The sequence below is a fragment of the Streptomyces sp. NPDC039465 genome (assembly GCF_055639315.1).
On sequence record NZ_JBVKAP010000007.1, the window covers coordinates 155,053 to 174,109 of the forward strand.

16 protein-coding genes are annotated in these 19,057 nt (G+C 70.8%); 6 read left to right on the plus strand and 10 right to left on the minus strand.

Annotation, left to right across the window (positions count from 1 at the left end):
• The first annotated feature begins 42 nt into the window (after positions 1-42).
• The 3 genes from pth to ACZ7LT_RS23495 all read left to right on the plus strand — a co-directional run bounded on the left by pth (position 43) and on the right by ACZ7LT_RS23495 (position 2,030).
• Positions 43-639 (plus strand): aminoacyl-tRNA hydrolase, encoded by a 597-nt coding sequence (gene pth / locus ACZ7LT_RS23485; protein WP_471238037.1) that lies wholly within the window; start codon positions 43-45, stop codon positions 637-639.
• Positions 640-665: 26 nt separating this feature from the next.
• Positions 666-1,124 carry a hypothetical protein gene (locus ACZ7LT_RS23490; protein WP_471238038.1) on the plus strand — a complete coding sequence of 153 codons (459 nt, stop codon included), beginning with the start codon at positions 666-668 and terminating at the stop codon, positions 1,122-1,124.
• Between the two features lie 183 nt (positions 1,125-1,307).
• Positions 1,308-2,030 carry an LPXTG cell wall anchor domain-containing protein gene (locus ACZ7LT_RS23495; protein ID WP_471238039.1) on the plus strand — a complete coding sequence of 241 codons (723 nt, stop codon included), beginning with the start codon at positions 1,308-1,310 and terminating at the stop codon, positions 2,028-2,030.
• 69 nt (positions 2,031-2,099) lie between these two features.
• On the opposite strand, the gene ppc is transcribed toward ACZ7LT_RS23495, so the two are convergent.
• On the minus strand, positions 2,100-4,829 hold the full coding sequence (gene ppc, locus ACZ7LT_RS23500; RefSeq protein ID WP_471238040.1) for a phosphoenolpyruvate carboxylase: 2,730 nt from the start codon (positions 4,827-4,829) through the stop codon (positions 2,100-2,102).
• Positions 4,830-5,044: 215 nt separating this feature from the next.
• Between ppc and ACZ7LT_RS23505 the strand changes: the two genes are divergently transcribed.
• Together ACZ7LT_RS23505 and ACZ7LT_RS23510 are read left to right on the plus strand one after the other, a co-directional pair.
• Positions 5,045-6,010: an acyl-CoA desaturase gene (locus ACZ7LT_RS23505; RefSeq protein ID WP_471238041.1), complete on the plus strand. Its 966-nt coding sequence runs from the start codon at positions 5,045-5,047 to the stop codon at positions 6,008-6,010.
• The gene (locus ACZ7LT_RS23510; protein ID WP_471238042.1) at positions 6,007-6,681 is read left to right on the plus strand and encodes a TetR/AcrR family transcriptional regulator; all 675 of its coding nucleotides are present in this window, start codon (positions 6,007-6,009) and stop codon (positions 6,679-6,681) included. The genes ACZ7LT_RS23505 and ACZ7LT_RS23510 overlap by 4 nt, the downstream gene beginning before the upstream one ends.
• Before the next feature lie 104 nt (positions 6,682-6,785).
• Here the strand turns inward: ACZ7LT_RS23510 and ACZ7LT_RS23515 are convergent, their stop codons facing one another.
• A complete protein-coding gene (locus ACZ7LT_RS23515; RefSeq protein ID WP_471238043.1) occupies positions 6,786-7,634 on the minus strand; it encodes a trans-aconitate 2-methyltransferase in 849 nt (282 codons plus the stop codon).
• Positions 7,635-7,765: 131 nt separating this feature from the next.
• On the opposite strand from ACZ7LT_RS23515, the gene tamR reads away from it, so the two are divergent.
• The gene (tamR, locus tag ACZ7LT_RS23520; RefSeq protein ID WP_019887016.1) at positions 7,766-8,263 is read left to right on the plus strand and encodes a MarR family transcriptional regulator TamR; all 498 of its coding nucleotides are present in this window, start codon (positions 7,766-7,768) and stop codon (positions 8,261-8,263) included.
• On the opposite strand, the gene ACZ7LT_RS23525 is transcribed toward tamR, so the two are convergent.
• The 8 genes from ACZ7LT_RS23525 to ACZ7LT_RS23560 form a co-directional block, all read right to left on the minus strand.
• A complete protein-coding gene (locus tag ACZ7LT_RS23525; protein ID WP_471238044.1) occupies positions 8,222-8,983 on the minus strand; it encodes a LuxR C-terminal-related transcriptional regulator in 762 nt (253 codons plus the stop codon). The genes tamR and ACZ7LT_RS23525 overlap by 42 nt on opposite strands.
• A 295-nt stretch (positions 8,984-9,278) precedes the next feature.
• Complete coding sequence (gene galK, locus ACZ7LT_RS23530) at positions 9,279-10,418, minus strand: galactokinase (RefSeq protein ID WP_471238045.1); 1,140 nt, start codon at positions 10,416-10,418, stop codon at positions 9,279-9,281.
• Positions 10,415-11,386 (minus strand): UDP-glucose 4-epimerase GalE, encoded by a 972-nt coding sequence (gene galE, locus ACZ7LT_RS23535; protein ID WP_471238046.1) that lies wholly within the window; start codon positions 11,384-11,386, stop codon positions 10,415-10,417. The genes galK and galE overlap by 4 nt, the downstream gene beginning before the upstream one ends.
• Positions 11,386-12,426, minus strand: coding sequence for a galactose-1-phosphate uridylyltransferase (galT, locus tag ACZ7LT_RS23540; RefSeq protein WP_471238047.1), 1,041 nt, complete (start codon positions 12,424-12,426; stop codon positions 11,386-11,388). Before galT ends, galE begins: the two co-directional genes overlap by 1 nt.
• 175 nt (positions 12,427-12,601) lie before the next feature.
• The gene (locus ACZ7LT_RS23545) at positions 12,602-13,291 is read right to left on the minus strand and encodes a helix-turn-helix transcriptional regulator (RefSeq protein ID WP_471238048.1); all 690 of its coding nucleotides are present in this window, start codon (positions 13,289-13,291) and stop codon (positions 12,602-12,604) included.
• 213 nt (positions 13,292-13,504) lie between these two features.
• A complete protein-coding gene (locus ACZ7LT_RS23550; protein ID WP_471238049.1) occupies positions 13,505-15,283 on the minus strand; it encodes an outer membrane protein assembly factor BamB family protein in 1,779 nt (592 codons plus the stop codon).
• Between the two features lie 73 nt (positions 15,284-15,356).
• The gene (locus tag ACZ7LT_RS23555) at positions 15,357-17,204 is read right to left on the minus strand and encodes an outer membrane protein assembly factor BamB family protein (RefSeq protein WP_471238050.1); all 1,848 of its coding nucleotides are present in this window, start codon (positions 17,202-17,204) and stop codon (positions 15,357-15,359) included.
• Positions 17,201-18,979: an outer membrane protein assembly factor BamB family protein gene (locus ACZ7LT_RS23560; protein WP_471238051.1), complete on the minus strand. Its 1,779-nt coding sequence runs from the start codon at positions 18,977-18,979 to the stop codon at positions 17,201-17,203. Before ACZ7LT_RS23560 ends, ACZ7LT_RS23555 begins: the two co-directional genes overlap by 4 nt.
• Between the last annotated feature and the right edge of the window lie 78 nt (positions 18,980-19,057).

The following is a 19,057-nucleotide window of genomic DNA, read 5'->3' on the forward strand; positions in this document are numbered from 1 at the left end:
CGTTTCTCTGTACGTGTACGCATTCGAGGAGACGTGACGCACATGACGACCGACGCGAACGCCCCCTGGCTGATCGTGGGCCTCGGTAATCCGGGTCCGGAGTATGCCGGTAATCGGCACAATGTCGGCTTCATGGTGGTGGATCTGCTGGCGGAGCGGATCGGCGGCAAGTTCAAGCGGGCGCAGAAGGCACAGGCGCAGGTGGTCGAGGGGCGTGTGGGGCCTGTGGGTCCGGCGAATCGTCGGGTGGTGCTGGCGAAGCCGATGTCGTACATGAATTTGTCGGGTGGGCCGGTGACGGCGTTGCGGGATTTCTACAAGGTGCCGACGGCGCATGTGGTGGCGGTTCATGACGAGTTGGACATTGATTACGGGGCGCTGCGGCTGAAGCTGGGTGGCGGGGACAACGGTCACAACGGTCTGAAGTCGATGACGAAGGCGATGGGTGCGGAGTACCACCGGGTGCGGTTCGGGATCGGGCGTCCGCCGGGGCGGATGCAGGTGGCGGATTTCGTGCTGAAGGATTTTTCGTCGGCGGAGCGCAAGGAGCTCGGGTATTTCGTGGACCGGGCGGCGGATGCGGTGGAGGCGTTGGTCATCGAGGGGTTGGAGCGGGCGCAGTCCACGTACAACTCCTGAGGGGTACGCCTGTACGATCCCCGCTCATGAAGCGGAGTGACCTCGTCCCCCTTGCCCGCAGTCTCGCCATGGCGTTGGTGGCCGTGTTGTTGGTGGTGGCGGGTGTCTGGTCGTCGTGGGGTTCGGCGCAGCATGTGGTGTTGTCGAAGGGCCGTGAGCACGGGACGTTTTCGGTGGCGGGGTGTGGTGAGGAGGTCTGTACGGGCCGGTTTGCGCCGGAGGTTGGTGGGGCTCGTACGGATGTGACGATCGCGAGTTCTGTGGCGGTGCAGAAGGGGCAGTCGTTGCCGGTGGTGGTGAAGCCGGGGACGAAGGAGGCGCTGCGGACGGGCTGGGCGGGGGGTTTGCACGCGTGGCTGCCGTTGGGTGGGGCGTTGTTGCTGGCGTCGCTGGTGATCGGTGGGGGGATGCGGTTGCCTCGGGTGGCGTGGGGTGTGGCCGCGGTGGGTGGTTCGGTGTTGGTGGGGACGTTCTTCGCGTTGTGAGAGGCGTGTCGGGGGCGCGGGGGGCTTGCGTCGGGGCTCGAAGAGTCGTGTCGGAGCTCGGGGCGCGTAGCGGAACCTGAGATTCACCCGATTGTTATCGCCGTGGGTTTGGGTGGTGCGTGGGGTGCGTGGGAGGCTGAGCCGCCCCCCACGGCATCCCTCACTTCTCACGTTGGACTGCCCATGCGCATCCGTGTTTCCGTCAGTGCTGCCCTGGTCACGGCCATGTCCGTGCCGCTGCTGCTGACTTCCTCCGCTCATGCCACGCCCAAGCCCAAGGGCGACAACGGCACCGTGAAGATCCATGACGCGAAGACCGGCGTGGAGGACCGCCGGAACGTCCCCAAGGTCTGCTCCTTCTACCTCGACGCCTTCAACTTCGACGCGGGCCAGAAGGTGGACTGGCACATCGAGGCCTGGGCCAACAACGAGCTGGACAAGGGCGCGACGGTGAAGGCCGGTTCGCTGTCGTTGGACGGTTCCGGTCACGGTCGTACGCCGGAGATGACGCTGCCCGACGGGCAGTACAAGCTGTTCTGGAACTTCGAGGGCGAGAACGGCCGGGCGAAGCACAAGGTCTTCAAGACGGACTGCGAGCCGCAGAAGTCGGAGCCGTCCAAGCCGGGTTCGGAGCCCTCGAAGCCTGGTTCGGAGCCGTCGAAGCCGGGTGAGCCGTCCGCGCCGGGCAAGCCTGGTTCGGAGCCGTCGGCTCCGGCGTCGGAGCAGCCGGGTGGCGGCGAGTCGTCGGCGCCGTCGGCGGCCCCGTCCGGTCAGGGTGGCGGTTCCGGTGATCTCGCCGAGACGGGCGCCGGTGCGCCGGTGGGTGTGCTCGCCACCGTCGCCGTCGCCCTCGCGGGTGTCGGTGGCTTCCTGGTGATGCGGCGTCGTAAGGCTCAGCAGCACTGATTCGCGTAAGGCAGTGCCCCCGTCGGAGTGTTCCGGCGGGGGCACTGTCGTGTGCGGGGTCGGTCGGGGTCAGCCGGTGTTGCGCAGGCCGGCGGCGACGCCGTTGACGGTGAGGAGCAGGGCCCTGGAGAGCAGGGGGTCGGCTTCCTCGCCGCGTTCGGCGGCGGTGCGCTGGCGGGCGAGGAGGGCGACCTGGAGGTAGGAGATGGGGTCCAGGTAGGCGTCGCGGATGGCGAAGGTCTGCTGGAGGACCGGGTGGGAGTCGAGGAGCTTCTCGCCTCCGGTGATCTTGAGGACTTCGGCGACGGTGAGGGCGTGTTCGGCCTCGATGGTGTCGAAGACGTGCTTGAGGTGGTCGGGGACGAGGGTGTCGACGTAGTGGCGGGCGATCCGCAGGTCGGTCTTGGCCAGCGTCATTTCGACGTTGGAGAGGAAGTTGCGGAAGAAGTGCCACTGGCCGTACATCTCGCCGAGGACCGGGTCGAGGCCGGCTTCGCGCAGCGCCTTGAGGCCGGAGCCGACGCCGTACCAGCCGGGGACGATCTGGCGGGACTGGGTCCAGCCGAAGACCCACGGGATGGCGCGGAGCCCGTCGAGGCCGGCGCCGGAGTCGGGGCGCCGGGAGGGGCGGGAGCCGAGGTGGAGTTCGGCGAGCTGGTCGACGGGGGTGGAGGCGAAGAAGTACGCGGGCAGGTCGGGGTCTTCGACGAGCCTGCGGTAGGCGGCGTGGGCGGCGTCGGAGACGGTGTCCATGGCCGCGTCCCAGCGGGCGAGGGCTTCGCCGGACTGGCGGGGGGAGGTGTGCAGGGCGGAGGCCTGGAGGGTGGCGGCGACGGTCAGTTCCAAGTTCTCCCGGGCCAGGGAGGGGATGAGGTACTTGTCGGAGATGACCTCGCCCTGTTCGGTGACCTTGATCTCGCCTTCGAGGGTGCCCCAGGGCTGGGCGAGGATCGCGGTGTGGGAGGGGCCGCCGCCGCGGCCGACGGTGCCGCCGCGGCCGTGGAAGAGGCGCAGGCGTACGCCGTAGCGGTGGGCGACGTCGCGCAGGCGCCGCTGGGCGCGGTGGATCTCCCACTGGCTGGTGGTGATGCCGCCGAACTTGGAGGAGTCGGAGTAGCCGAGCATGACCTCTTGGACGTCGCCGCGCAGGGAGACGAGGCGGCGGTAGGAGGGGTCGGCGAGCATGCCGTCGAGGATGACGTCGGCGGCCTTGAGCTCGTCGGTGGTCTCCAGGAGGGGCACGATGCCGATCTTGGCCCAGCCGGCGTGGAGGTCGACGAGGCCGGCTTCGCGGGCGAGGACGGTGGCGGCGAAGACGTCGTCGGCACCCTGGCACATGGAGATGATGTAGGACTCGATGACTTCGGGGCCGAAGCGCTCGAAGGCTTCCTTGATGGTGTGGAAGACGCCGAGGGTCTTCTGGCCGGCCGGGTCGAGGGGGGCCGGGGTGGGCGCGAGGGGGCGGCGGGAGCGCAGCTCCTTGGCGAGGAGCTTCTGCCGGTAGTCGCGGGGCATGTCGGCGTAGCGCCAGGACTCCTCGCCGAGGCGGTCGAAGAGCTGGCCGAGCGCGTGGTGGTGGGCGTCGGCGTGTTCGCGGACGTCCATGGTGGCGAGCTGGAGGCCGAAGGCGCTGAGGGTGCGGATGGTGCGGTCGAGGCGTCCGTCGGCGACGATGCCGCCGCGGTGCTCGCGCAGGGAGGTCTGCAGGAGGGCGAGGTCCTCGACGAGTCCGGCGGTGCCGAGGTAGTCGCGGCCTTCCTGGTGGGGGGTGCCGTGGGCGAGCCGCTCGCGGGTGTTGACCAGCTTCTGGCGGATGCAGGTGGCCTTGAGGCGGTAGGGCTCTTCGGCGTTGAGGCGCTTGTAGCGGGGGCTGATCTCGGGGAGTCGCTCGAGGTCGGCCTGGAGGGAGCTGAGGAGCTCCTCGGTGGCGCCGGTGTAGCGGATGGAGTTGGAGAGCAGTCCGCGCAGCTCGTCGATGGCTTCGAGGGCGTCGGTGATGCCGTGTTCGTGCTGGAGGATCAGGACGTCCCAGGTCACCTGGGGGGTGACGTTGGGGTTGCCGTCGCGGTCGCCGCCGATCCAGGTGCCGAAGGTGAGGGGGCGGGTGCCGGCCGGGATCTCGATGCCGACGCGCTGGAGCTCGGCGGTGAGGTCTTCGAGGACGTCGCCGACGGCTCCGGCGTGGAGCTCGTCGAGGTAGTAGATGGCGTTGCGGGCCTCGTCGGCGGGCTCGGGACGGACGACGCGGAGTTCGTCGGTCTGCCAGATGAGGTCGATGTTCTCGGCGAGGCGCAGGTCGTGGCGGCGCCGGTCGGCTTCGATGACCGGGGTTTCCAGGAGTGCGGCGATGCGGCGGAGCTTGTTGAGCACGGAGCGCCGGGCGGCTTCGGTGGGGTGTGCGGTGAAGACGGGCCGGACGTTGAGGTTCTTGACCGTTTCGCGGACGTGCTCGGGGTCGCCGTCCTTGAGCATGTCGGCGGTGCGGGCGAGGAGGCCGCCTTCGGCGGCGCGCTTCTCGCGCATCTCGCGGCCGCGGTGGACCTGCTCGGTGACGTTGGCGAGGTGGAAGTAGGTGGAGAAGGCGCGGACGAGGCGCGCGGCGGTCTCCAGGTCGGTGTCGCCGAGCAGCTCGGCTGCGGCTTCGCCGTCCTCGCGGGTGAGCCGGCGGACCTTCTCGACGAGTTCGAGGAGCTCGGGTCCTTCCTGCCGGACGAGGGTCTCGCCCAGCAGATCGCCCAGTCGGCGGATATCGGATCGCAGCTCGGCGTTGGCGGCGGGGGTCTGGTCGGCACTGCTCACAGGTGCGGCTCCTTGCAGCGTTTGAGCACGTCTGGAGGGGTTCTGGAGGCTTGCGGACCGCGCTGTCCGACGCACCCAGGATAGGTGTCCATTTTCGCGGCGCAGTCCTTGGCCCTCTTGCCGCGAGCCTGGGCGCTGCGATACTTACGTCGCCGTAGGTTACGGGAGCGTAGCCGCGCGTCCATCCACTTTCCTTCACCCCCCAGGGGACACCCATGACCACAAGCTCCGACGTGCTCGAACCCGCCCCGGATCTCCCCTCCGCGACACTCGGCGGGGACAACAAGCGTTCGATCGAGCAGATCACGCTGCTGCTGTTCATCACGGTGCCGTTCCTGGCCCTGCTCGCGGCGGTGCCGCTGGCCTGGGGGTGGGGCGTGAGCTGGCTGGATCTTGGTCTGCTGGTGGCGATGTACTACATCGGCTGCCATGGCATCACGATCGGCTTCCACCGCTATTTCACGCATGGCGCGTTCAAGGCGAAACGTCCGCTGCGGATCGCGTTGGCGATCATGGGGTCGCTGGCGGTGGAGGGGCCGCTGGTGCGCTGGGTGGCGGATCACCGTAAGCACCACAGGTTCTCGGACGCGGAGGGTGACCCGCATTCGCCGTGGCGGTACGGGGAGACGGTTCCGGCGCTGATGAAGGGCCTGTGGTGGGCGCACATCGGCTGGATGTTCGACGAGGAGCAGACTCCGCAGCACAAGTACGCCCCGGACCTGATCAAGGATCCGGCCATTCGGGCGATTTCGCGGCAGTTCGTGCTGTGGACGGCGCTGTCGCTGGCGCTGCCGCCGCTGATCGGCGGTCTGGTGACGATGTCGTGGTGGGGCGCGTTCACGGCGTTCTTCTGGGGTTCTTTGGTGCGGGTGGCGCTCCTGCACCATGTGACGTGGTCGATCAATTCGATCTGTCACGCGGTGGGGAAGCGTCCGTTCAAGTCGCGGGACCGGTCGGGGAACGTGTGGTGGCTGGCGGTGCTGTCGTGCGGTGAGTCGTGGCACAACCTGCACCACGCGGATCCGACGTCGGCGCGGCACGGGGTGCTGCGGGGGCAGGTGGATTCGAGTGCGCGGCTGATCCGCTGGTTCGAGCTGGCGGGCTGGGCGCACGATGTGCGGTGGCCCGACAAGTCCCGGATCGCCGCCCGGCGCCGGAGCGAGTCCGCGAACGCGGCATGATTGAGGATGTGGCGATCGACGGCGGTACGAACAGCAGCGACAAGCCCCGGCGTGGCCGCCGGGTGCGGATGACGGGCGCGGAGCGCCGTGAGCAACTGCTGGACATCGGCCGGACGCTCTTCGCCGAGAAGGGTTTCGAGGGCACGTCGGTGGAGGAGATCGCGGCGAAGGCCGGGGTGTCGAAGCCGGTGGTGTACGAGCACTTCGGCGGCAAGGAGGGGCTGTACGCGGTCGTGGTCGACCGGGAGATGCGTCAGCTGCTGGACGGGGTGACGGGTGCGTTGACGGCCGGGCATCCGCGGGAGCTGCTGGAGCAGGCGGCGTTCGCGCTGCTGGACTACATCGAGAACTACACGGACGGGTTCCGGATCCTGGTCCGGGATTCGCCGGTGGCCCAGTCGACGGGTACGTTCGCGTCGCTGATCAGCGATATCGCCACGCAGGTCGAGGACATTCTGGGTCTTGAGTTCAAGGCCCGGGGGTTCGATCCGAAGCTGGCGCCGCTGTACGCGCAGGCGCTGGTGGGGAGTGTGGCGCTGACCGGCCAGTGGTGGCTGGACGTCCGTAAGCCGAAGAAGGCGGAGGTCGCGGCGCATCTGGTGAATCTGGCGTGGCACGGTCTGGACGGTCTGGAGCAGAAGCCGCGGCTGATAGGTCACCGGAAGAGCTGATAGGTCACCGGAAGAACTGAGCCGGCTGGAAGATCTGAGCTGGGTGCGAGGTGCGGCCGGCGGTGGGCCCCTGGTGGGGGTGGTGCCGCCGGCCGCGCTGCTGCTTATGGCTTCCTCGCCACGGCGAAGATCCTTCGGAAGGGGAAGACGGTGCCGTGCCGACCGGGCGGGTAGGCCTGGCGGAGGAGGGTGCGGTACTGGTTAAGGAATGTTTCGATCGCCTCGTCGTCGCCCTCCAGAGCCGTGAGTACGGGGCGCAGTGCGGTGCCCTTGACCCAGTCGAGTACAGGATCTTCGCCGGACAGGAGCTGGGAGTAGGTGGTTTCCCAGACGTCCACCTGGCAGCCGAGGTCGGTGAGGCGGGTCAGGTAGTCGGCGGGTTCGAGGATGTGGACGAAGCGGCGGCCCTGGTCGGCGAGGCGGCTGTGCCATTGGGGTGTGTCGCAGAGTTCGCCGAGCAGGGCGTGGCTGGGTGAGGTGAAATTTCCGGGTACCTGGAAGGCGAGGGTGCCGCCGGGGGTGAGTTTGTCGAGCCAGAGCGGGAAAGACTCCGGGTGGTTGGGGACCCACTGGAGGGCGGCGTTGGAGATGATCAGGTCGTACGGTTCGTCGGGGGTCCAGTGGGCGGCGTCGGCAGGGCGGAAGTCCAGCCAGCCTCCGCCGAATGTGGTGCCGGCGTAGTGTTTCTCGGCCTGTTCCAGCATTTCGGGTGACAGGTCGAAACCGGTGATGTGGGCGTCCGGCCAGCGGTCCGCGAGGAGTGCGGTGACATTGCCGGGGCCGCAGCCGAGGTCGGCGATGCGGGCGGGCCTGACGTCCGCGGCGCGACCGGCGGCCCGGGCGGCGTCGCCGGGGAGGTCCGGTATCCGGCCGAGAAGATCGAGGAAGGGCCTGGTGCGGTGTCCGGAGTGCCGGAGATACTGCTGTGGATCCCAGGTTGGTACGGAATACATGTTCGAGCCCCCTTGCTGGAACGGAACGCAAAAGCGGAACGAGGTTCCGGCCCGGTCCTTCCCAATCGTCAAGCAGAATATATCTTGACGTCAAGAGACTTCATATCGACAGACCCTCTACACTGATCGTCATGGAGGACGAGGTCGATCGACTGGTCGCAGCATGGCGCCGTGAGCGCCCCGACCTCGACGTGGAACCGCTCGAGGTGCTCAGCCGCGTCTCGCGTCTTGCCCGCCACCTCGACCGGGCCCGGCGCCTCGCCTTCTCCGAGCACAATCTGGAGCCCTGGGAGTTCGACGTCCTCACGTCGCTGCGCCGGGCCGGCGCCCCCTACCAGCTCTCCCCCGGCCAGCTGCTGACCCAGACGCTGGTCACCTCCGGCACGATGACCAACCGGATCGACCGCCTGGCCAAGAAGGGTCTGGTGGAGCGGCTGCCCGACCCGAGCGACCGCCGGGGTGTGCTGGTGCGGCTGACCCCCGAGGGGCGCGACCGGGCGGACCAGGCGCTCGCCGGGCTGCTCGCCCAGGAGCGCGCGATCCTGGCCGAGCTGTCCCGTACACAGCGCGGTGAACTGGCCGCCCTGCTACGCCAGTTGACCGCCCCGTTCGACAACGTCCCCGGCTGATTCGGCGGGGCCGACACCGGCCCGGCGGGCCAGGGCGACCGCCGCCAGGGTGGAGTGGACGCCGAGCTTCCCCAGCACGTTCTGCATATGTGTGCGGACGGTGTGCGGGGAGAGGAAGAGCCGCTCGGCGACCGCCTTGCGGCCCAGGCCCGCGACCATGCAGCGCAGCACCTCGCGCTCGCGCGGGGTCAGCGACTCGACCAGCTGCTCGCTCTCGGTGCGGTGCTTGCGGGCCGCGGTCAGCTCCCGCAGGACGCCGGTGAGCAGGGCGGGCGGCAGGTGGGTCTCGTCGCGCAGCACGCCCCGTATCACCGTGAGCAGCCGCTGCAGGGAGCAGTCCTTGGCGACCCAGCCGGAGGCGCCGGCCTGGAGGGCGAGGGCGGCGCGGCGCGGGTCGTCCTTCTCGGCGAGTACCACCATGCGCACGGCGGGCTGGCCGGAGCGGACCCCGGCGACCAGCGAGATGCCGTCGACCAGCGGGTCCGGGCCGTCGGGGACGGGGCGGGCCACCGCAGGGGCGGCGGCGGCCCCGAGATCGGCGTCGACGAGCATCACGTCGAATCTGCGGCCCTCGGCCGCCGCCCGCTCCAGGCAGCGCAGGGCGGCGGGGCCGCTGCCCGCCGCCGAGACGTCCACGTCGGGCTCGGCCGCGAGGGCGGCGGCGAGCGACTCGGCGAAGATGCGGTGATCATCCACCACGAGAACCCGGATACGGACCACGGACACCCCCAAGTGTCAGAAACGGAGCGGAGCGGGTACGGCGCCTGGAGAGTGAGGGGTCCCTCGGTCGCACGGCCGCCGCCGCGCAGTGACTGTTACCCCGCCCCGGACGCCGTACCCGACCGTCTCGTCCCCTGATCAGCACCGGCCCCCACCGGCGCTGTGCATCAGGGTACGGGCGGGCGGCGGCGGGGGAAGCCGAATCGGGGAACTGGTCGCCCACGTCGGGCCCTGTGGGGCGGGAGTGCGGGGGTGCGACAGAAGTCGACATTTCATGTCGACATTCGGGGCTCGTTCAGAGCCGGCGGGCTCCCTGCGAGGGGATGGCGGGGAAGATTCCGGGGGCGGTGAACCCGGCGGCGGCGAAGGCCTTTCCGACCGCGGAAGCCACCTCGTCGGCGGCGTCTTCGCCGGTGAGGACGATCACGGAGCCGCCGAAGCCACCGCCGGTCATGCGGGCGCCGAGGGCCCCCGCCGCGTTCGCGGCCGTCACGGCGAGGTCGAGTTCGGGGCAGGAGACCCGGAGATCGTCGCGCAGTGAGGCGTGGCCTTCGGTGAGCAGCGGACCCACCGCGCGGGGGTCCCCGGCGTCGAGGAGGGCGACCGTGCGGCGGACGCGTGCGTTGTCCGTGACGACATGACGGACATAGCGGCGAACCGTTTCGTCAGTCAACTGCGCGAGCACCACGGACAGTTGCACGCCATCCAGTTCACGCAGCGTGCGCACGCCGAGCGCCCGCGCACCGGCTTCACACCCGGCGCGCCGCTCGCCGTACGCGCCGTCGCCGAGCGCGTGCTTCACGCGGGTGTCCACGACCAGGAGCCGCAGCCCGTGGGCGGCGAGGTCGAAGGGCACCTGCCGCCAGGACAGATCACGGGTGTCGAGGTGGAGCGCGTGGCCCGCCACGCAGCACGCCGCCGCCATCTGGTCCATGACGCCGCACGGCACGCCCACGAAATCGTTCTCGGCGCGCTGGGCGATCAGGGCCAGCTCGGGCCGGGTGAGCCCGAGCCCGTACAGCTCGTCGAGGGCGAGGGCGACCACCACTTCGAGCGCGGCCGATGAGGAGAGCCCGGCGCCGGTCGGCACGGTCGAGGAGAGGTGGATGTCGGCGCCGGTGACCGGATGGCCGGCCTCCCGCAGCGCCCACAGGACCCCCGCCGGGTACGCGGCCCAGCCGGCGGACGCGCGAGGAGTGAGCGTGGCCAGATCCAGCTGGATCACGCCCTCGGGGGACTCGGCGGAGTGGACCCGCAGCACACCGTCGTCGCGCCGGGAGACGGCGGCGACCGCGGTGTGCGGCAGGGCCAGCGGGAGCACGAAGCCGTCGTTGAAGTCGGTGTACTCACCGATCAGGTTGACCCGGCCGGGGGCGGCCCAGACGCCCTCGGGCGCGGCCCCGTAGAGCTCCGCGAACTCCCCGGCGACCCTCATCCGGCACTCTCCCGGGCGGCGGTGCGCCGGGCGAAGGCCCAGGCGTCGCCGATGATCTCCGCGAGGTCAGGCCGGGAGGGGACCCAGCCGAGCCGTTCGCGGGCGGCCTCGGCGGAGGCGACGAGGACGGCCGGGTCTCCGGCGCGGCGGGGGGCGATCACCTCCGGTACGGCGTGACCGGTCACCTTGCGCGCCGTCTCGACGACCTCGCGGACCGAGAAGCCGTTGCCGTTGCCGAGGTTGCAGATCAGGTGGTCGCCGGGGGTGACCGCGTCCAGGGCGAGCAGATGGGCCTCGGCGAGGTCGGCGACGTGGATGTAGTCGCGGACGCAGGTGCCGTCGGGGGTGGGGTAGTCGTCGCCGTAGACGGAGATGGCGTCCCTGCGGCCGAGGGCGACCTGGAGGACGAGCGGGATGAGGTGCGACTCGGGGTCGTGGCGCTCGCCGCAGCTGCCATACGCCCCGGCGACGTTGAAGTAGCGCAGTGAGGCGGCGGCCAGGCCGTGGGCGCGGGCCTCGCCGGTGATCATGTGGTCGACGGCGAGTTTGGAGGCGCCGTAGGGGTTGGTGGGGAGCGTCGGGTCGGTCTCCGTGACGGGGACGGAGCGCGGCTCCCCGTAGGTGGCGGCGGTCGAGGAGAAGACGAGCCGTCGCACCCCGGCGTCCCGCATGGCGGCGAGCAGGGCGGTGGTGCCGCCGACGTTGTTCACCCAGTACTTCTCGGGGTCGACGACGGACTCGCCGACCTGCGAGAAGGCGGCGAAGTGGAGGACGCCGTCGTAGGAGGAGTCGAGCCAGCGGGCGGCGTCCTGGATGCGGCCCTCGATGAACGCGGCGCCCGCTGGGACGCCTTCGCGGAAGCCCGTGGAGAGGTCGTCGAGGACGGTGACCTCGTGTCCCGCCTCCAGCAGATGGGCGGCGACCACCCCGCCGACGTAGCCGGCCCCGCCCGTCACCAGATATCTCATCAGCTCGCTACCTCTCGCAGTCGTCGGGCCGCGGCCTCCGGCGGCACGTCGTTGACGAAGACGCTCATGCCGGACTCGGAACCCGCGAGGTACTTCAGCTTGCCGGACGTTCGGCGAACGGTGAAAAGCTCGAGGTGGAGCCCGAACTCGTCGCGTCCTTCGGCAGGGAACGGCGCCTGGTGCCACGCGGCGATGTACGGAGTCGGGGACCGGCCCTCGCCGAAGATCCGGTCGAAGCGCCTCAAGAGTTCCAGATAGATCTGTGGGAACTCCGCGCGGGCCGCCTCGTCCAGGGCCCGCAGGTCCGGGACGCGGCGCAGGGGGTGGAGGTGGATCTCGTACGGCCAGTGGGCGGCGTAGGGAACGAACGCGATCCAGTGCTCGCCCTGAAGAACCACCCGGACGGAGTCGGCGCGTTCGCGAGCCACGACGTCGTCGAAGAGGTTGCGGCCGGTGCGGGCGCGGTGCGCGGCGGCCGAGCGCTGCATCAGCGCGGTGCGCGGGGTGGTGAAGGGGTAGGCGTAGATCTGGCCGTGCGGATGGCCGAGGGTGACGCCGATCTCGGCGCCCCGGTTCTCGAAGCAGAACACCTGCTCGACCTGCGGCAGGGCGGCGAGTTCGGTGGTGCGGTCGGTCCAGGCGGCGAGGACGAGCGCGGCCCGCTCCTCGGTGAGGCCGGCGAAGGAGGCGTCGTGGTCGGGGGTGAAGCAGACGACCTCGCAGCGGCCGGTGTCGCCGGCGAGGGAGGGGAAACGGTTCTCGAAGACGACGACCTCGTAGTCGCTGTCGGGGATCTCGCTCTGCCGCCCGTCCGCGGAGGGGCACAGCGGGCACTCGTCGGCCGGCGGGTGGTAGGTGCGGCCCTGGCGGTGCGAGGCGATGGCGACGGCGTCACCGAGCAGCGGGTCGTGCCGGATCTCGGAGGCGGTGGTGATCGCGTCCAGGGGGCGGCGGTCGACGGCGTCGCGGACGGTGTCGTCGCGCAGGTCGTAGTAGAGCAGCTCGCGGCCGTCGGCGAGCTTGGTCGAGGTCTTCTTCACGCGGAGCCCCCTCACGACCACCAACAGAAACGCACACAAGAAATCATAAGTGAACAGGTGCGTCAACGGTGGAATGCGGCGCCCCAAGGGCGGTTTCGGGCCTCGTGCCGATCACGATCGAACAAAGAACCTCAACGGTCTCGCCCGGCCGCCGCGGCGGCCGGGCGTCGTGGCGCTATCGGGGACCGGGCTGCGACGGCACCGACGCGGCCCGGTCCAGCAGGCCCGTACGGGCCGCCAGCGCGGCCGCCTCCAGCCGCGAGCCGACGCCCAGCTTCATCAGCACCCGCTGGACATGCGTACGGGCCGTGCTCGGGGCGATGCCCATACCGGCCGCGATGAGGCGGGTGTCCTCGCCCTCCGCGACCCGGACCAGCACCTCCACCTCGCGCGGGGTGAGCATCCGCAGCAGCCGCTGGCCCTCGTCGTCGGGCTGCGCCGCCGGGTTCAGCAGCTCGGTGAACGCGCCCTGCAGCAGCTGCGGGGCAACCGCCGCCTCACCGGAGCGGGCCTTCATCATGGCCCGCTCGACGCCCTCGATCCGCTCGTCGTGGCGGACGTAACCGGACGCGCCGGCCGCGAACGCCGCCGCGATACCGCGCGGCGACGGCACCGGGCCGAGGACCACGACGGCCACCTGCGGTCGGTCCCGTTTGATCCGCACCACGGGGTCGAAGACGCCCGCCGCGGCCGGGGTCGCCGTACCGAACAGACACACCTCCGGCGCACGGCTCACCACCAGCTCGGCCGCACCCGCCGTCGGGGCCGCCGCCGCGAGCACCCGGTGCCCACGCAGTTTCAGTGCCGAGGCAAGCGCCTCCGCGAGCAGTCGGTGGTCGTCGACCACCATGAGCCGCACGCCCATCGAGCAAACCCCCAAATCCCCCTGGAGTCGGCCCCCCGGCCTCCCAGCTCCTACTGACCCGGCAAGCTACACGCTTGTTCGACGCCGCGCGCCCCTTACGTGCCAGAAGCCCCCCAGAATGCCGAATTCTTCGCCAATCAGGGCCAGTTGCAAACGGCAGCGGCCCGGCGCACCGAGTCACTTCGGTGCGCCGGGCCGCTCACGCGCGCCGCGTCAGTTGGTCGAGTACGACAGCGCCAGGTACTCCCGGTCCGTGGCACCGGCCCGGGGCTTGCTCAGCATCGTCTCCGACAGGAACAGCCGGCCGCCCGAGAAGAGGATCTCCGCGTAGTCGATCGAGAAACTGTTCTCCGCCTTGCGGACCGACTCCTCCGCCGGGTTCTCCAGAAGCACCGTCTGCTTGAAGGTGCCGCCGTCGATGGAGACGATCTGGCCGCCCTTGTCGTAGGGCGGGGTCTTGTAGGCGATGATGTTGCCGCCGTCCATGCGCAGCGGGAACATCGAGTAGCGGTCGCCCGCGTCGGCCTTGTCGGAGGTCGGCTTGCCGGTGGCGAGGTCGAAGGACACGATCTCGTTGGTGTCTCCGTACTCGCCGGAGCCCTCGTGGTCCTCGGTCGGCAGATAGATCCGGCCGTTGCCGACGACGACCTTGTTGCAGGTCTCGACCTCGGTGGCGCGGCAGCGGGCCGCGAACCGGTCGCCCGGCGCCGAGATCTTCGCCTTCAGCTTGCCGGTCTTCTCGTCGATCGAGAAGAAGTCCGAGATGCCGCTGCCGTCACCGGCGGTGTCACCGACGTCGGCGGCGACGACCAGCGGCTTGGTGGAGACGATCGACGCGTACTTCACACCCGTCGGCATCTTGAACTGCGACACCGGCGCGCCGGTGGTCGGGTTCAGGCTCTGGATGGTGACGTACTGGGTGTCGTACGGGCCGCACTTGCGGGCCGCGACGAGCGCCTCGCCGCCGCCGTAGCCCATGTCGTAGCAGTTCTCGGCGTTCGCCTGGGGCTTCCAGCGCGGGGCGCCGGTGGCCAGGTCGAAGGCGGCGCCGCCGTCGGTGCCGCCGGCCGCGACGGTGGTGCCGCTGAGCGTCACCTCGCTGAAGCGGACCTTGTCGTCACCGGACTGCGGGCTGGTCAGCGACTTGCTCCAGACCAGCTTGCCGGTGAGCAGGTCGAGGACGCCGACCTCGGTGCACGGCTGGTAGTTGCGCGGCGGGACGCGCTTGGTGGCCTCGAAGACGATCGCCGTCTTGAAGTCCTTGGAGACGTGCTTGGTGGTGGCGCAGACCTGGCCGGGCAGCTTGGCCGTCCACAGCGGGGTGCCCTTGGCGATGTCGTAGCCGACGACGGAATCGACGCCGGTCTTCACATACGCCTTGTCGGTGACCCAGGAGCCGGCGACGTCGGTGATGTCGGTGACCTTGGGCTGCGGCAGCTGGAAGGCGACCTTGGCCTGGATGTTGGCCGGCGGCTTCTCCTTGCCGTTGCCACCGAGGCCGTTGCCGCCGTTGGTGGCGCCCGCGGTGTTCTTGGGGTCCGCCGGCTTGTCCGGGTCGTCACCGGAGGTGGCGTACCAGACACCGCCGGCGACGATCAGGACGACCGCGACCGCCGCGGCGATGATGATCTGCATCTGCGCCGACAGCTTCTTGCCGCCGCCGGGGCCGCCGGCCGCGGGCATCGGCGCCGTCGGGTAGGCGTACGGCGGCTGCTGCTGCTGCGGATAGCCGTAGGGCTGCTGGGGCTGGGGCGGCTGGCCGTAGGGCGGCTGCGCCTGGGGCGGCTGCTGCTGCGGGTAGCCGTACGGCTGCTGCGGCGGCTGCGCGGGCGGCGGAGTCTGCGGGGCCTGCGGATAGCCGTACGGGGGCTGCTGCGGCGCCGGCGTGGGCGCGCCGAAACCACCGGGCGGGGGGTCCTGCGGCGCGCCGAAACCGCCGCCCGGCGGCGGCCCGGGCGGCTGGTTCGGCGGGGGCGGAGGCGGCTGCGTCATGACGTACGTACCTCTGAAGTCTCGGAAGGGGTAAGGAAGTCGGTGCCCGATGCCCGGCAGGGCCCGGACGCGGTCACTTGCCGAAGGCCATCAGGGTCTCCTTCGTACGCTCCTCGGCGTCGCTGTCGGCGGCGACCGTCCCGTTCACGAGGGTGTAGCGGTCGTTGTCGTACGCGACGATCGGCGACTTGAACCCGCGCTCCAGGGGCGCCGTCGCCGCGGGGAGCTGGAGCAGGACCTTCGGAGCGCCGGACGAGAAGGGAGCGAGGGCGACCGCGCCGCCCAGCTTGCCGGTCGCCTCCAGGCGTACCAGTAGACCGGCGTCGGTCACCTCCATCGGCATCATGACCCGTCCGGCGGGCGCGGCGATCCGCCGCTTGACCTTGCCGTTGTCGAGGTCGATGACGACGATCTGGTTGGCACCGTTCGCGGCGGGCTCCGTGGCCATGTAGAGATGGCCGGTGTTCGCGGCGACCTGGCAGCTGTCGACGTTGGTCGCCTCGGCGACCCGCTGGCTGCAGCCGTGCCGGTACTCGTTGGTGAGCGGGGCCGAGGAGCGCTTCTTGCCGTTCTTGTCGAGGGCGAGGAAGCTGTACTTCTCCGTGGTCGCGTTGTGCAGGGCGAGCACCACCGGCTTCACCGAGAAGACCCTCCTGACCTGGTCACCGGCGGGCAGCTGGTGGGTCCAGCGCGGCTTGCCGGTGTCCGGGTCCAGCTCCTGGACCTGCTCCTGGCGGGCCTTCCCCGCCTCGCCGCCGGGGCAGTTCAGGACGGCCAGCAGCCGGGGGCCGCCGGCCCAGCGGTACGGCTGGCAGTTGCCGGTGCTCGTGCGGCCGAAGATCTGCTTGCCGTCGGCGATCTTGTAGCCGGTGATGAAGTTCGACCGGCCGACGACGAGGGTGGTGCGGGTGACCGCCATGGAGAGGCCGGAGTCGATGCCCTCCCCCATCTCGTCGTCGGGGACCTTGTGCTCCCAGAGCTGCTTGCCGGTCGCCAGATCGATCCCGCGCACCCGCCGGCAGTCGCCCGTCGCGCCGGGGCCTTCCTTGGTGGCGATGGCGATGTACGTACCGGAGCGGTGCGCGGCCGCCTGGCAGACCTCGCTGTCGAGCGGCAGGCTCCACTTGACCTTGCCGGTCGTCGCGGAGACAGAGGTGACCGTGCGGTACATGGCAGTGGTGACGGTGCCCTTGGAGAACCACGGGCCGAAGACGTCCGCGCCGTTGCGCGGCAGGTCCACGCCACCGCGGCGCAGCCACAGCATCTTGGCGTCGGTGGTGGTGCGGCTCTGGTTGATCTTGTCGGCCGCAGCGGTGTCCGGCCCCGGCGGGGCGGTCGGCGCCGCCGACTGCGACGGCTTGGCGTCGGCCGGGCCGTCGCCGCCGTCCATGTTCAGGGCGTACCACGTGCCGCCGGAGACGACGAGCAGCGCCGCCACGACCGCGGCGATCACCGCGAAGGGGCGGCGCCGGCGCCGCTCGGGCCCGGGAGCGGGCTCCGGCTCCAGGTCGACCGGCCCCGCGGCCGGGTCCTGCCGCAGACCCGGGAACGGGTCGTAGGCGGGCCCCGCGGCGGGAGCGGCGGCCTGCGGGTGCGGGTAGCCGTACCCGGGCTGGGGCTGCGCCTCGGCCTGCGGGTACCCGTAGCCGGGCTGCGGCGGCTGCGGGGCCTGGGGCTGCGGGGCCTGCGGCTGCGGGTAGCCGTACCCCGGCTCCGGCACCGGGGCCGGAGCGGGGGCGGGCGCGGCGGGCTGTGCGGCCACGGGCTCGGGTGCCTGCGGGGCCGCGGGCTCCGCAGCCTGGGGCTGCGGTGCCTGCGGGTAGCCGTAGGCGGGCTGGGGCGCGGCGGGGGCTGAGCCGCCGTGCGGGTTCAGGCTGCCGTACGGCCCGTACGTCGGCTGCGGGGGCTGCTGCTCTGTCACTTCGAGAAGGCCATCATCGTCTTCGTCTCCTTCTCCTCGGTGTCGTTGCGCGCGCTCACACGGTCGCTCGCCACCACGAAGGTGCCGTTGCCGTAGGCGTACTTCGCACCGAAGAAGGAGTTCTCGATCTCGGCCGTCGCCTCAGGGTGCTGGAGCACGATCTTCGGCGCGCCGCCCGTCGGCGCGAGCGTGGCGACCGCACCGCCCTTGTTGTACGAGGCGTCGATGTAGAGCAGCACCTCCGAGCCCTCCATGCGCAGCGGCGTGACCATGCGCTCGGCGGGGGCCTTGGCGCGCCACTTGGGCTTGCCGGTGTTCAGGTCGAACGCGACGACCTCGTTGGTGCGGGCGAGGCCGCTGGAGTCCGGCTCGGTCGCCATGTAGAGCGTGCCGGCGTCGACCGCGAGGCCGGTGCAGCCTTCGAGGTTCTGACCGAAGACGATGAACGAACCGCCGCACTTGGGGGCGAACTTGTCCTTGCCGCCCTGGATCGTGGAGCGCGGGGTGCCGTTGTCCTTGAGCGCGATGACGCTCCACTTCTTCTGGTTGCTCTCGTCGCGCTGGATCGCCGAGATGACCAGCGGGCTCACCGAGTAGACCTTGTCGACCTCCCAGTTGGGGGCCAGCTTGTAGGTCCACTTCGGCTTGCCGGTCTTCGGGTCGACCTCGCTGACCTGGTGCTGGGCCTTGTCGATGTTGCCGGTGGGGCAGCTGGCGGCGGCGATGAGCTTGGCTCCGCCCGCGAAGGCGAACGGCTGGCAGCCGCTGGCGGGCTTGGTGAAGAGCTGGGCGCCGTCGGTGAGGGAGTAGCCGTACGAGTTGTTCGTACCGGCCGCCGTCACGGTGTTGCCGCTGATGGCGAGGGTGATGTCGGACAGGGAGCTGAAGCCGGTGCCCTTGGGGACGTCCTTCTTCCAGCCGGCCTTGCCGGTCTTGAGGTCGACCTGCTGGAGCACGGTGCACTTGGCGCGCTCGGCCGTGGAGTCCTTGACGCCGATGACGGTCGAGCCAGCGGCGGTGGGCGTGGGCGCGGCGGCACACAGCTCGGTCGTCAGCGGCAGCGTCCAGCGCTGCTTGCCGTCGGCGAGGCCGTAGCCCGCCAGGCCCTTGTACATGCCCTTGACGACGACGTCGCCGACGATCCACGGGCCGAACACGTCGGCGCCGTTGCGCGGCAGGTCGACATCGTTCTTCAGCAGCCAGTTGACCTTCGCCTCGCCCGGCTTGCGCCCGGCGTTGAGGTCGTCCTCGGCGGGGCGGCCGTTGCTGCCGCTGCCGTCGCCCTGGTCGACGGAGGCGGACGCGCTCGGCGCGGCGCTGCCGCTCGGTCCGGCGATCGGGGGCTTCTCGCCCTCGTCGCCGCTGAGCGCGAACCAGGTGCCGCCGCCGATGACGAGGGCGGCCGCCACGGCCGCCGCGATGATGACACCGGTCTTGCCCTTGAACGGGCCGCCGCCACCGGGCGGGGTGGGCGCGCCGGGGTACTGCGGCTGCATGGGGGCGGTGGGGTGGCCGGCGTACGGGCCGGGCTGCTGGCCGTAGGGGCCCGGCTGCTGCGGCTGGCCGTACGGGCCGGGCTGCTGCGGGTAGCCGTAACCGGGCTGCGGCTGCTGCGGATAGCCGTAACCGGGCTGGGTGGGCGGCGCGGCGGGCGGGGCCTGCGGCGGCATCTGCGGGACGGTCGGCGGGACCGGCGGCATCTGCGGCGGCTGCGGCGGCTGGTCCTGAGGCGCGCCGAAGCCCCCCGGCGGCTGGTTGCTGGGTGGCTGAGTCATCAGCGCTTTTCCCCCTTCATGCGGTTCCCGGCCCGCATCGGCCGACGATCCCGCAGTTTTACTGACTCGAGCGAGGCT

What these genes read in the sequence shown, in the direction of transcription:
- pth (WP_471238037.1), top strand. Translation starts at nt 43, where the DNA reads ATGACGACCGACGCGAACGCCCCCTGGCTGATCGTGGGCCTCGGTAAT.
- ACZ7LT_RS23490 (WP_471238038.1), top strand. Translation starts at nt 666, where the DNA reads ATGAAGCGGAGTGACCTCGTCCCCCTTGCCCGCAGTCTCGCCATGGCG.
- ACZ7LT_RS23495 (WP_471238039.1), top strand. Translation starts at nt 1,308, where the DNA reads ATGCGCATCCGTGTTTCCGTCAGTGCTGCCCTGGTCACGGCCATGTCC.
- ACZ7LT_RS23505 (WP_471238041.1), top strand. Translation starts at nt 5,045, where the DNA reads ATGACCACAAGCTCCGACGTGCTCGAACCCGCCCCGGATCTCCCCTCC.
- ACZ7LT_RS23510 (WP_471238042.1), top strand. Translation starts at nt 6,007, where the DNA reads ATGATTGAGGATGTGGCGATCGACGGCGGTACGAACAGCAGCGACAAG.
- ACZ7LT_RS23515 (WP_471238043.1), bottom strand. Translation starts at nt 7,634, where the DNA reads ATGTATTCCGTACCAACCTGGGATCCACAGCAGTATCTCCGGCACTCC.
- tamR (WP_019887016.1), top strand. Translation starts at nt 7,766, where the DNA reads ATGGAGGACGAGGTCGATCGACTGGTCGCAGCATGGCGCCGTGAGCGC.
- galK (WP_471238045.1), bottom strand. Translation starts at nt 10,418, where the DNA reads ATGAGGGTCGCCGGGGAGTTCGCGGAGCTCTACGGGGCCGCGCCCGAG.
- galE (WP_471238046.1), bottom strand. Translation starts at nt 11,386, where the DNA reads ATGAGATATCTGGTGACGGGCGGGGCCGGCTACGTCGGCGGGGTGGTC.
- ACZ7LT_RS23545 (WP_471238048.1), bottom strand. Translation starts at nt 13,291, where the DNA reads ATGGGCGTGCGGCTCATGGTGGTCGACGACCACCGACTGCTCGCGGAG.
- ACZ7LT_RS23550 (WP_471238049.1), bottom strand. Translation starts at nt 15,283, where the DNA reads ATGACGCAGCCGCCTCCGCCCCCGCCGAACCAGCCGCCCGGGCCGCCG.
- ACZ7LT_RS23560 (WP_471238051.1), bottom strand. Translation starts at nt 18,979, where the DNA reads ATGACTCAGCCACCCAGCAACCAGCCGCCGGGGGGCTTCGGCGCGCCT.